This is a genomic window from Bacillus cereus group sp. BfR-BA-01383 (assembly GCF_022663495.1).
Taxonomy (GTDB): Bacteria; Bacillota; Bacilli; order Bacillales; family Bacillaceae_G; genus Bacillus_A; species Bacillus_A cereus_AU.
This window is the reverse complement of sequence record NZ_JAKUFP010000021.1, coordinates 13,046-25,657: the sequence shown is the minus strand read 5'-3', so window position 1 is coordinate 25,657 and position 12,612 is coordinate 13,046. Positions and strand designations below refer to the sequence as shown.

Here is a 12,612-nt window from a genome sequence, read left to right as displayed (position 1 = left end):
GACCGACTGTTCTAGCCGCTGGAGCTAGATTTCATAAAACCTTAGATCGACTCCGCAATTTTTTATTTTTGATGCGTGTAGTCCATCGTTATAACTCCTTTTATTATTTGAATGTCCTCCACATTCAAACAACAAAAAAACCTTTCCGCTTTAGAGAAGCAGAAAGGTTTATATGCGTATATAACAACATTATCCCTCTCTCTCATCTCTCAAAGCATTTGCTTTGCAGGAATTGGCACCATTTCAACATAAGTTGACGGTTGCCGGGCTTCACAGGGCACAGTCCCTCCACCTCTCTTGATAAGAGAAATCAGATTTAATTTTCGTCTGATTTGTAATTTATGAAATTGTCTATATTTTATGAATTGAATTGTATCAACATCCACACACCATGTCAACAGAAATTTTCGCAAAAAATGAACCTTCAGAATTTTAAGCACCTACTGACATCGGTTTACATATATGGAACATCGATTCAACCAATAGCATCGTTCGATATGTTCCTAAATATTGTACACGTCCATCGTTTATTAGCATTTGCAATCGTACATTTCCGTTCACCAATTGCTCTACATCCTCTTCATCCACACAAACAATTTGTTCCGTTCCTCTTTCCTCTTTCAACAGTTCTATATAGTCTCTTGAAATTTGTAATGAATAACTCTCATCTCCAAAGCGAAAATTAACAGTTTTTTCTCCTTGTCTTAAAAGCGGTTCTAAATGATATTGACCATTAGCGTAATTTACAAATGATTGCAGCAAAGAATATAATTTCACCCTAAATCACATCCTTCATATCACTTTCTATTACATACCATTCCCTCTTACTAAAGAGCAATCCTGTTACTTTCGCTCGACAAATACTGTAACCATCCTGGTTCTCGACATATTTCCCAAGAAATATGTCGAGGCGGCAAAAACTTTGCCGCCTACTTTAATTCCGTATATAAATATTCAACCGAATGAAATGCATATATCTTCTTCATTAGTGTCCCATTTTCAAAAACAAGTAAGCACGGTACACTTTCGATCCCATACTCTTTTGCTAAATGCGGGGCATAATTTAAATCTAACATTCCAATTTTCAAATCTTCAATTGTCATCTCAACGACCGTTAACATCTTTTTTGCCAATTGGCATGTTCCACACATTGGAGTATACACATATAACACTGTTTTTTCTTCATTTTCTATTAGGGCTGTAGCTTCGGCTCCTGTCCAGTCAATCACTTCTATCATTCCTTACCGTAAATATTCTGTATAAACGTCAATGTCAGCTCCCCATAATACATTTGCTAAGTGTGAAGACGGCGCAGTTGCCACTTCTCGGTACGAGCGATCAATATAAATATGCTCTGCTTGTGGAAATTCTTTGCGAAATTGTTTCCTTAACTTTTCTCCAGCATCATCAGCATCCACTAGTACATACACTTCCTTATCAAAAAACTGATCAATGAGCTCATCCATTTTCGATAAACCAATTGTACCATTTGTACAAACAATTTCCACCGGTTCACGAATAATAGATTCAATCTTTCTTCTGTCTGATTTACCTTCTACAATAATGACTTTTTCTACATAAATCATATGTCATCACCCGATCACCATATACTATACAACCTTTAACTTAGTATATAGTATATTCGTTATTTTCATGTTGTTTCCTGTTTATTTTTGCAAAAGAAAAGCGGAGGCGACTGTTCAGCCCTGTTGGCTAAGGTTCTTTCGTACAGAAGATGCTTTTTTCTTCATAGGAAGAATCGCATCCTCAGTGAAAAAACTTTTTTCAAAAACCTTCTCCTATATAATAATTAATATATATGTGCTTTCAAATTCATTATGTAACACAAAATAAAAAGGACAGCACAAAGGCTGTCCTTTTTATTCGACTATAATTAGTCTTGGTTCGTCATTTCTGCATATTTTTCTGCAGTTAATAACTTCTCAACTTGGCTTGCATCAGAAAGTTCAACTTTAACCATCCATGCACCCTCGTATGGAGATTCGTTAACAAGTTCTGGTTGGTCACTTAATTCTTCGTTTACTGCTACAACTTTACCACTTACAGGTGCGTATAATTCAGAAACTGTTTTAACAGATTCTACGCTTCCGAATGGCTCGTCAGCTTCAATTGTTGCACCTACTTCAGGAAGTTCAACGAATACGATATCGCCTAGCTCACCTTGTGCAAAGTGAGTAATACCGATAACAACTTCATTACCTTCTGTTTTTACCCATTCGTGTTCTTCAGAGTAACGTAAATTATTTGGAATGCTCATGACTGTACCTCCAGTGAATGTATTAATTATGTAAAAATACCTTATTGGTACTTTTTCCACACACTTTCAAACTGCTCTTCGTTAAAACCAAGTGTTACACTCGTTCCATCTGTTACGATTGGACGTTTAATCAACATGCCATCAGATGCTAAAAGTTCGTACATTTCGTCTTCACTTGCATCTTTTAACTTATCTTTCAAACCAAGTTCGCGGTAACGCATTCCACTTGTATTAAAGAATTTTTTTAATGGTAATTCACTTTTTTCATGTAAATTACGTATATCTTCTTTTGACGGTGGATTTTCAACAATATGAATCATCTCATATGCTACATCGTTTGCCTCAAACCATTTCTTTGCTTTTTGACATGTGCCACACTTTGGATATGAATAAAATGTTACTGTCATAAATTCACCTACTTTTTTACTAACCTTTACCTTTATCATATAGAAAACGTTTTATTATTTCAAACGATTATTCGCTAAACTTTTACTTATTTCGTGATAAATTTTAATAATCCTGCGAATTTTTCTTATTTTTCCGCCATTTTCAAGGGAAAATAAACATATAATTTTTTTTTAGAATCTTTTCGCCAACTACACCGAACATATATCTTAAACAAACGTTTGATTAATTTTCTATTTTTCTATGTGCACCTTTGAGCTGCATCAATTCTTTCCTACCGAACATACTTCTTAAACAAACGTTTGATTAATTTCCTAGTCTCCTATGGTAGCCCTTGAGCTACATCGATTCTTTCCTACCGAACATACACCTTAAACAAACGTTTGATTAATTTCCTATTTTTCTATATCCCCCTTAAACTGCATTCCTTCTTTTTACCGAACATACTTCTTAAACAAACGTTTATTAAAAAAATAAAAAGCCTTCTACATAAAGGCTTCTCATGATCTATTCAAATAATCTGCAATTGTTTGAAATACTACGATATACATATTATGAATACTTTCTTCTGTATTTCCACCATTTGATAAACCAACTCCCCATTGTTGCCCTTCACCACTCCCAATATTCGCAAAACCTTGCGTATACATAGCATTTATATCTTTTGGTGCGCTTTTATACTCTACATTTTTTGTGATAAAAATTGAATATGATTTATCTTGTAAACCGATAAAAAATACTGGTTTCTTTAAAGATGAAAATAAATCTTTATACTGCTCTTTTGAAGCTTCTTGAAAGTGCTCCTTCATTATTAGAAATCCATCAACTTTTGCTGATTTCTTCTGTATCTCTTCTAACTTTACACTTTCAAATTTTATATTTCTAAACGTATCTCTCGGCTTTTCACCAACAACTCCAATTACTAGTGCTCTCCCGTTATATTCTAATTTCTCTCCTTCGTTATCCTTTGCACATCCAGCACTGACTAGGCATAACAATATAAAAACTAAGAAATATGATAAACGCTTCATTTAGCACCCTCCCCTTCTTTTAGTCAAGTGACAAAAACGTAAGGTGAATTCAAGAAAATGTAAGTAAAATCGATAGCTCCATTCGTGTTTCTATATTATAATCAATTGAATTTACTTACATTACTAAAAAACATAGGAGATTGTCATGAAGAAATTTAAACTTTCATCTTTTCTTCCGTTAAGTTATATATTTCTACTCGTACTCGTAAGTCCCCTTTACGATGTATTAAATAAATCAGCTGTTCACGCAGTAGACGTCACAACAGTAGTAGATGATTGGATTCCATTTGTGAAAGCATTTATTATTCCTTATTTACTTTGGTTCCCATACTTATACGGTGCACTTATTTATTATTGTTTTGCTGATAGAAAGCAATATTACGTTACTTTAAGTAGTGTAGTTCTTGGTAAGCTTGCTTGTTTTTCTGTTTATTATTTTTGGCAAACAACTGTACCTCGTCCAACCGTCGTTGGAACAGACGTATTTTCCGAACTAGTCCGCTATATTTATAGTATCGATCAACCAGTAAACTGTTTCCCTAGCATTCACGTCCTTACTACATTTGTGATTATGTTAGCTGCCTTTAAACGTAGAGAACAACATGCTTTTGAATATTACATTCTTACTTTCTTCGGTACACTTATCATTTTATCAACGCTATTTACGAAGCAACACGCATTTGTAGATGCCGTTTCTGGAATGACGCTTGCAAGCATATTATACTTCGGTGTTCAGCTATTGTTAGCAAAAGAACCAATAAGAGTTCCAGTAAAACAAAACTATAAAATGTAACATAACAAAAAAGCAGACTGTGGCTTCTTCAGTCTGCTTTTATCTATTATTAAGGAGATTTTCAAATTAAGATTGCGGTACAGTCATATCACCAGAGTGAATACGACCTGCTTTTTTAAGAGCGATGTAAAGTATATAAGAAACAGCTACTGGAATGATGACATAAGTGATTATCATCGCTGGGACAACTTCCCATCCTTGGCTGGAAATTAAATTAATTGGTGCGATAAGAGAGCTTAATCCAAGACCTGCAATTTCTTTCCCTGCTTCCAGGTGGAAAATTAATGCTGATACTGGGCCGACTATAGCGCTGGCGACGACAGTTGGGACGAGAATCATTGGATTTTTAGTAATGTTCGGCAACTGTACTTTTGGAGTACAAAGTGCCTGAGCTAATATGCCACCTAAATTATTTTCTTTTGCTGAAATAACAGAGAATCCGATAAACTGAGCAACACATCCTGCAAGTGCTGCACCTCCTGCAAGGCCATCTAAGCTAAGCGCTATCGCTAACGCAGCTGATGAAGCTGGGGAGATAAGTAACAGCCCCCAAACTACAGCAATCACGACAGAAGCGATGAACGGGCTACCAGCTGAGCTATCTTTAATGAATGCTCCAACTGTATTTAAAACTGGGCTAATATTTTGTGCTAACCAAATACCGACTATACCAGAACCTAATATTGCTGCAAATGGAACGAGCATCATATCTAAAGCAGTTTTTCCACTTAATCGTTTGCCAATATAAACTGCTAAAGTCGCTGTTAATAATGCACCGATTGGTTCACCTGTTGTAATGATGAGACCAGCTTCAGTAATTGAAATTGAACCAGCTCCAATTGCTCCTGCTACCATCGCCGAAAAGATTACGAGCCCGTTCGCACCGAGCATAAAAGCAATCCCGGCTCCAATTGCTGGTGCCATAAGTGATTTTGCAACAACTCCGATTGTAATAAGTAATGGGATATCAACAATTCTTCCTATATTTTCGATCAGTAAACCAATTCCGAGGGATACGAAAATACCCTGTGCGATTCCAGCGGATGCTTTAAATACACGAGACATTATATATTCCTTCATTTGTTTCACCTTCTCCTATAAGTTAGTAGCCAATTGTTTTCATATAATCGCGTAAAATATCGTTTGATTTTGCGAATCGAGATTCTTCATCCTCAGTTAAATTTAGTTCTACAACTTCTTTCATACCATCTCTAGTAATAATAGCTGGTACTCCTGTACAAATACCGTATTCACCGTACTCACCATCTAAAATAGCTGATACAGCAATTACACGGTGATCATCATTAAAGATTGAGCTAGCAATATATGCTAGAGAATTTCCGATTCCATAATAAGTAGTACCTTTTCGTTTATAAATTTCCCATCCTGCTTTCGCAGTCTTCTCAACAATTTCATCTAAATCTATTTCACCGAAACGCTCTTTTTGCTCTTCTAAAATTTGCAGAATTGGCTTTCCTCCAACAGTTACATGTGACCAAGCAACCATTTGAGAATCCCCATGCTCTCCTAGTGAATATCCATGAATACTGCGAGGGTCTACATGTAACATTTCAGATAAAATTGTTCTTAAGCGAGAAGAATCTAATGATGTACCTGTACCAATCACACGATTTCTATGTAATCCAGATAGTTTCCACACTTGATATGTAATAATATCAACTGGGTTCGATGCGATTAAGAAAATACCATCAAATCCACTTTCCATTACGCCGCCAACAATACTTTCCATAATCTTTGCACTTGCTCCTAAAGTGTCTAAACGACTTTGTCCAGGCTTTGGTGCTGGCCCTGCTGTAATAATAACGATGTCCATATCTTTGCAGTCTTCATAGTTTCCTGCATATACTTTTGTTCTTGTATTTGTAAAGTTAATGCAGTGTGATAAATCCATCGCTTCCCCAACTGCACGTTCATGATTTATATCAATTAACAATAGTTCTTCGCAAATTCCTTGGTTTACAATAGAATACGCGCAGCTTGATCCCACTAATCCAGTACCGATAATTGCAATTTTTCTTGTGTTTCTCTTCATAGCAATCTCTCCTAATTGATTATGTAATCTATTTCTTTTGTTCTTTTCTTCTTTTGTTCTTTTCTTCTTTTGTTCTTTTCTTCTTTTGTTCTTTTCTTCTTTTGTTCTTTTCTTCTTTTGTTCTTTTCTTCTTTACACTCCTAATTATAGAGAGTCTCACGATAGAAACCATGGATACTTTGTGAAATATCGAACAAACTTTTGTCCTTTCTGTGAATTGTTATATTTAACTTTCGTCATATTTGTTACAACTGGAAAAATATTTATTATGTATTTATTGACATGTACAAAACAAAAAAAACGAGCGACTTCATTCGCTCGTTTTTTCAGCACGCTATTCCGCACTTAATTGACTTTTCAATTGCTGCACAATCACCGGATTCGCAGGTGCTGCTGGCTTATAATAACTTTTTTGCTTTGCGTATTCATACATATTACGTTGACGCGCCTCGTCTTGATTACGAATTTGAATTAATGTTTGATGTAACTGTTCATTATCAGACTGAGAAATATAATTTGCATAACTTGTTAAACTTGCATTTAATCCTGCTAAATAATCATTTACCATATCTTTTTCATTCATCTTTTTCTTCCTCCTATCCTAGGAAAGTCATTAATTGCTGTTTCGTATTTCGTGCATCTTGCGCATCCTTTTGTAGCATTTGTTTTAACTCTGGATCTGTACAAGCCTGTGCATACTGGTCCAATTTGTTAATAATCGTTGCGTGTCCACCAATTAAATGACGTAAATTTTCCACTTCAAGTTCTGTTAAATTCTGCATAGAATACTCCTACCTTTCTTTATTCGTTCGCTGTTAGTATTTAGCTCTTTTTTGATTGTATACATGAATTAACTTTTTCACGTGCATACAAAATAAAAGATGAATAGCTAAGCCATTCATCTTTTATACTGGTTATTTATTCAATTTCATAGAGATACAATCATACTTATACTCACAAGCAAGTTCCATACAATGTGTAAAATAATACTAGGTATAATAGATTGCGTCTTTTTGTATAACATCGCAAATACAATCCCCATAATCGTTGCCGTAATTAGAAGACCTCCATGAAGAATCCCAAAAATGAAGGAAGAAATAATGATACCAACTAAAAAATTATATTTCTTTTCTAAAAATCGATATAAAATACCTCGAAATAGAATTTCTTCTTTAACCGGTGTAATTATAACAACACTTAACACATATATAATACTTTGTATGCTATTTTGAAGCTCTAAGCTCCCTAATTGTTTCTGTTGTTCTGCTGCACTTTCAAAACTAAACACATATAACATTAAATATTGTGATAATGCAATAACAATAAAACCAATTAATAGATATAAATATGTCTTCCCATTCTTCAAAACGGATAAATCCCAAATATATTTAATAAAATGAAGAACTGGTTTATAAGCTAATAAAACGATAGCAACAACAGCTGCATCTAATAAAAGGAAATAGTACCCTTCTAAATTATCACGCAACGCTTCCTCACCATAAATCCCAAAAGCTAAACCAAGGAATAACCCTCCTAGAAGTACGCATCCTAAAATGATTGCTATCATTACAAATAGATTTTTATATGTTATATTATCTATTTTCCTTTCCACACTATACGCTTCTAACACCGTTTTACTCATACTATTCCTCCATTTGTTTTCATTTACCTCAACAAAAATCCCTCAATGCAAATATATAGATAATATAACGAAATTTTCAAAAAGAATAATATGCAATTTTACATATTATGAACGCTTTGTATTCTATAGTTTTAGGAATTATATTGTTATATAATAATTACAAAATGAAAACTTCTTACTTCCACATCATGATTCCCACTTCATACCAAACCTTATGAATAAAAGGAGAGATAAACATGAAAACACATGATTTTCTTACCAAGGTGCAAGATAGCTATGCCCCTAACCAAAGCCAAGACCCTTTTATATTTATGTTTTTCGGTTTCCTATTAGCGCTATACACATACTTAAAACCCACAAAATAATATCATCTAGTAAAAAAGAGCCTCTAAATTATTTGAGGCTCTTCCTTGTTAAATTCCGCTCCGCTTCTTCAATCGCCCGTTGCATTTGCACTAATGGATCTTTCATCATCTTCCCATGCCCTGTCGCCAATATAGTTGGCTTATATTCCAGCAATTTCTGAGCGCTTTCCAAGGCCGTTTCCGCATCCCAAGTCCCAAACATAGGAAACGGGAAAAGCCACTTCAACTGTCCTGCAACCGCCACTCCTCCCCTCGTTTGAAACGCATCTCCAACAATGAGTGCATCATTTCTCGTGTCTAAAAAGGCCATCGATCCTGGTGTGTGACCTGGAGCCGCAATTGCTACAAGAGAACCAATTCGATCTCCCTCTTGAAGAAGAATATCCGGAACCGTATTTATCTGTTTTGACACTCCCACTTTTATCGGCGTGTTTCGTTCTCCATTTTGCAGTGCCTTATTTCCTTCAAGTAAACAAGCATCCCTTTTGGAAATATAGACCGGAATATCCGGCAATTCTTGTTTTAATAGATCAAGGGCTCCTATATGGTCATCATGCGCATGTGTAATAACGATATTCGTAATCGGTTTTCCTATTTTCCGCGCTGCTTCTAAAATCTTCTTTGCACAAAACGGTAAAGCTGCATCAATTAAAGTTAATCCCGTTTCTTCTTCGACAAAGTAACAGTTAATTGGAAATAGACGCGGTAAAAATGCGATTTGATGAACGGTTCCTACTCTTATTAACTGCATCCCCTTTACCTCCATTAAAAAAAGCCGTTTTACAAATACATATGTAAAACAACTCTTTTCAAGAATCCAACAATAAAAAACCAGCAGCCACAAGGCTACTGGTTCCCTCTCATCTATTAAACTGTATAACGCTCATCTTCTAAGATTTTCGCAGCGATTTCACGTTTCTTCGGAATTACATTAAGTGGTGTGTGGCGAGTTAATTTACGTAATGATGATAACATCATGCGCAGCATGTCGCCGTTTTCAACTGCGATAAGTGTTTCCTTCGCATCTGCTTCGATTTCGTTGAATGCTTCTTGGCAGAATACTTCAGTGTATAACACTTTTTGTTTATTCTTTTCAAGACCAGTTGTTTTAATTGCTTTTTCTGTACGAAGAACAGCTGATTCCATTGCGTATAGGTTGCTTACGATGTCAGCGATATTCACAAGAATTTCTTGCTCTTTATCTAATGCTTTACCATATTTTTGAGCAGCTAATCCAGCTACCATTAAACCGATTTTCTTCGCGTTACTTACTAAATATTTTTGAAGTGCTAATGGCTCATCGCCTACTTCTTCTGGCATCATCATCATTAACTCTTCTTGTAATTTTTGTGCTTTTTGAAGAAGTGGTAATTCACCTTTCATCGCTTTACGTAAGAACGTACCTGGTACGATTAAGCGGTTAATTTCGTTCGTTCCTTCGAAAATACGGTTAATACGAGAATCGCGGTACATTCTTTCAATCTCGTACTCTGCCATAAATCCGTAACCACCGTGAATTTGAACACCTTCATCTACTGTATAATCTAATACTTCAGAACCGAATACTTTATTTAAAGAGCACTCGATTGCATATTCAGCGATAGAAGCTGCTACTGCTTTACCGTCTTTTACTTCTTCTTCAGATAATGTGCTCATGCGGCTTTCGAATAACCCTACTGTACGATATACAGAACTTTCAGCTGCATATGTTTTCGCTGCCATATTCGCAAGTTTCTCTTGAATTAATGGGAAGCGAGCAATTGGTTGTTTGAACTGTTGACGTTGGTTTGCATATTGTGCTGAAATTTCTACTGCACGTTTCGCAGATCCAACTGTACCAACACCTAATTTATAACGACCGATATTTAAAATGTTAAACGCGATAACATGACCTTTACCGATTTCACCAAGTAAGTTTTCTTTCGGTACTAACGCATCTTCTAAAATTAACGTACGAGTCGAAGAACATTTAATACCCATTTTTTTCTCTTCAGGGCCTGTAGATACGCCAGCATACTCTTTCTCTACAATAAATGCTGAGAAATGCTCACCATCTATTTTTGCATATACGACAAATACGTCAGCAAATGCAGAGTTTGTAATCCATTGTTTTTCACCATTTAATACGTAATGTGTACCTTCTGCATTTAAACGTGCAGTTGTTTTTGCGCCTAATGCATCAGATCCTGAACCTGGCTCTGTTAATGCGTATGCAGCTAATTTCTCACCAGTTGCAAGTAATGGTAAATACTTTTTCTTTTGCTCTTCGTTACCGAATAATACGATTGGTAAAGATCCGATACCTACGTGAGCACCGTGAGTAATTGCAAAGCCACCAGCGCGAGAGAATTTCTCTGCGATTAACGCTGAACTTACTTTATCAAGGCCAATTCCGCCGTACTCTTCTGGTACGTCAGCCCCTAATAAACCAAGCTCCCCAGCTTCTTTTAAAAGACGAACCGAACGATCAAACTCATGTTGCTCTAAATATTCAAGCTCTGGAAGAACTTCATTTACGATAAATTCCTCTGTCGTTTTTGCAATCATTTTATGCTCAGATGAAAAATCTTCTGGCGTAAACACTTGATCAATCGTAATCTCATCAACTAAAAAGCTACCGCCTTTAACCGCACTTCCTACTGTTTTTTCCATGAAAATTTCCTCCTTCATATTTTCATGAGCCGCTTCTCTCTTTTTGAAAGAAGCTGGCTCTCCCATTTATTTTTTATAAACCTTTGTTGCTTCCATTCTTTGTATTAGCGTTTTCTCGTTCTGAACGAGCCGCCTCCTGTGAGGCAAAAAGCGCCTCTTCGTCAGGGCTTCCAACGCCCTCCTGTTCTGAACGAGTCACCTGCACCTTTTTTTATAGTAATTCAAACACTCCCGCTGCTCCCATTCCGCCGCCGATACACATTGTTACGATACCAAATTGTTGGTTGCGGCGTTTCATTTCGTGAATAAGAGATAGTGTTAGTTTTGCTCCTGTACAGCCTAGTGGATGTCCAAGTGCGATTGCACCACCGTTTACGTTTACTTTTTCTTCATCTAAACCAAGTTCACGAATAACTTGGATTGATTGAGAAGCGAATGCCTCATTTAGTTCGAATAAGCCGATATCAGATAGCTCTAATCCTGCTAGTTTTAACGCTTTTGGAATTGCAGCAATTGGGCCGATTCCCATTACTTCTGGTGGTACGCCAGCTACTGCAAATGAACGGAATTTCGCAAGTGGCTTCATGCCATCGCTCACTGCTTTTTCACGATCCATTAATAGTACAGATGCTGCTCCGTCACTCATTTGTGAAGAGTTACCAGCTGTTACAGAACCGCGAACGTTAAATGCTGGACGTAATTTACCTAAAATGTCTAGCGTCGTCTCTGCTCTTACACCTTCGTCTTGTGCGAAAATGATTGTTTCTTCTTGCAGTTTGTTATTTGATCCAACAGTACGTAACGTTACATCTACAGATACTGTTTCATCAGCAAAGTTCCCTGCAGCTAATGCTTTTGCAGCACGTTGATGACTTCTTACCGCGAATGCATCTTGCTCTTCACGAGAAATTCCATATTTCACAGCAACTTGCTCTGCTGTATGTCCCATGCCCATATAATATTCTGGAGCCGCTTCTACTAAGCGACTATTCGGACGAACAACGTGTCCCATCATTGGAACTAAACTCATTGATTCCGCTCCGCCTGATAGTACAGCTTCAGAGTGACCAAGCATAATACGCTCTGCTCCGTAAGCGATACTTTGTAAACCTGAAGAACAGTAACGGTTAATCGTAATAGCTGGAACATCGTAAGAAAGTCCTGCTAGCCCGCCGATATTACGAGCCATATTTAAACCTTGTTCTGCTTCTGGCATCGCACAACCGAAAATTAAATCGTCGATTGGTCCTTCATAATTCGCACGCTTTAACGTTTCTTTTACTACTAACGCCCCTAGATCGTCAGGACGAACTGTTTTTAATGAACCCCTCTTTGCTTTTCCAATTGGTGTTCTTGCTCCGGCAACAATGACAGCTTCTCTCATGAACGATAT

At 36.5% G+C, this 12,612-nt stretch carries 15 protein-coding genes and 1 riboswitch; of the genes, 1 reads left to right on the top strand and 14 read right to left on the bottom strand.

What is annotated here, in order from left to right; translation table 11 throughout:
• Positions 1 to 199: 199 nt before the first annotated feature.
• A riboswitch (SAM riboswitch) is annotated at positions 200 to 307 on the bottom strand.
• 125 nt (positions 308 to 432) lie between these two features.
• The 6 genes from MR065_RS18145 to MR065_RS18120 all read right to left on the bottom strand — a co-directional run bounded on the left by MR065_RS18145 (position 433) and on the right by MR065_RS18120 (position 3,714).
• Complete coding sequence (locus tag MR065_RS18145; RefSeq protein WP_242214620.1) at positions 433 to 777, bottom strand: hypothetical protein; 345 nt, start codon at positions 775 to 777, stop codon at positions 433 to 435.
• A gap of 152 nt (positions 778 to 929) precedes the next feature.
• Entirely contained in the window at positions 930 to 1,238 is a 309-nt protein-coding gene (locus MR065_RS18140; RefSeq protein WP_002008881.1) for a thioredoxin family protein, read from the bottom strand.
• Positions 1,239 to 1,241: 3 nt separating this feature from the next.
• Positions 1,242 to 1,586, bottom strand: coding sequence for a toprim domain-containing protein (locus tag MR065_RS18135; protein WP_000640866.1), 345 nt, complete (start codon positions 1,584 to 1,586; stop codon positions 1,242 to 1,244).
• A gap of 308 nt (positions 1,587 to 1,894) precedes the next feature.
• On the bottom strand, positions 1,895 to 2,278 hold the full coding sequence (gene gcvH, locus MR065_RS18130) for a glycine cleavage system protein GcvH (protein ID WP_000026896.1): 384 nt from the start codon (positions 2,276 to 2,278) through the stop codon (positions 1,895 to 1,897).
• 41 nt (positions 2,279 to 2,319) lie between these two features.
• Entirely contained in the window at positions 2,320 to 2,685 is a 366-nt protein-coding gene (locus MR065_RS18125; protein WP_002112671.1) for an arsenate reductase family protein, read from the bottom strand.
• Between the two features lie 498 nt (positions 2,686 to 3,183).
• Positions 3,184 to 3,714 carry a hypothetical protein gene (locus MR065_RS18120; protein WP_242214619.1) on the bottom strand — a complete coding sequence of 177 codons (531 nt, stop codon included), beginning with the start codon at positions 3,712 to 3,714 and terminating at the stop codon, positions 3,184 to 3,186.
• Positions 3,715 to 3,859: 145 nt separating this feature from the next.
• Between MR065_RS18120 and MR065_RS18115 the strand changes: the two genes are divergently transcribed.
• The gene (locus MR065_RS18115; protein WP_242214618.1) at positions 3,860 to 4,507 is read left to right on the top strand and encodes a phosphatase PAP2 family protein; all 648 of its coding nucleotides are present in this window, start codon (positions 3,860 to 3,862) and stop codon (positions 4,505 to 4,507) included.
• Positions 4,508 to 4,573: 66 nt separating this feature from the next.
• On the opposite strand, the gene MR065_RS18110 is transcribed toward MR065_RS18115, so the two are convergent.
• The 8 genes from MR065_RS18110 to MR065_RS18075 all read right to left on the bottom strand — a co-directional run bounded on the left by MR065_RS18110 (position 4,574) and on the right by MR065_RS18075 (position 12,603).
• A complete protein-coding gene (locus tag MR065_RS18110) occupies positions 4,574 to 5,587 on the bottom strand; it encodes a PTS sugar transporter subunit IIC (RefSeq protein ID WP_242214617.1) in 1,014 nt (337 codons plus the stop codon).
• Positions 5,588 to 5,609: 22 nt separating this feature from the next.
• Positions 5,610 to 6,560 (bottom strand): L-lactate dehydrogenase, encoded by a 951-nt coding sequence (locus MR065_RS18105; protein WP_472927167.1) that lies wholly within the window; start codon positions 6,558 to 6,560, stop codon positions 5,610 to 5,612.
• A gap of 334 nt (positions 6,561 to 6,894) precedes the next feature.
• Entirely contained in the window at positions 6,895 to 7,143 is a 249-nt protein-coding gene (locus tag MR065_RS18100) for a spore coat protein (protein ID WP_097904241.1), read from the bottom strand.
• A gap of 13 nt (positions 7,144 to 7,156) precedes the next feature.
• Positions 7,157 to 7,342: a hypothetical protein gene (locus MR065_RS18095; RefSeq protein ID WP_002112687.1), complete on the bottom strand. Its 186-nt coding sequence runs from the start codon at positions 7,340 to 7,342 to the stop codon at positions 7,157 to 7,159.
• Positions 7,343 to 7,488: 146 nt separating this feature from the next.
• Positions 7,489 to 8,202 (bottom strand): CPBP family intramembrane glutamic endopeptidase, encoded by a 714-nt coding sequence (locus tag MR065_RS18090; RefSeq protein WP_242214616.1) that lies wholly within the window; start codon positions 8,200 to 8,202, stop codon positions 7,489 to 7,491.
• A 393-nt stretch (positions 8,203 to 8,595) separates the two neighbouring features.
• Positions 8,596 to 9,318, bottom strand: coding sequence for an MBL fold metallo-hydrolase (locus MR065_RS18085; RefSeq protein WP_242214615.1), 723 nt, complete (start codon positions 9,316 to 9,318; stop codon positions 8,596 to 8,598).
• 116 nt (positions 9,319 to 9,434) lie between these two features.
• Positions 9,435 to 11,219 (bottom strand): acyl-CoA dehydrogenase family protein, encoded by a 1,785-nt coding sequence (locus MR065_RS18080; RefSeq protein ID WP_242214614.1) that lies wholly within the window; start codon positions 11,217 to 11,219, stop codon positions 9,435 to 9,437.
• Between the two features lie 211 nt (positions 11,220 to 11,430).
• Positions 11,431 to 12,603 carry an acetyl-CoA C-acetyltransferase gene (locus MR065_RS18075; protein WP_001206343.1) on the bottom strand — a complete coding sequence of 391 codons (1,173 nt, stop codon included), beginning with the start codon at positions 12,601 to 12,603 and terminating at the stop codon, positions 11,431 to 11,433.
• Positions 12,604 to 12,612 lie beyond the last annotated feature (9 nt).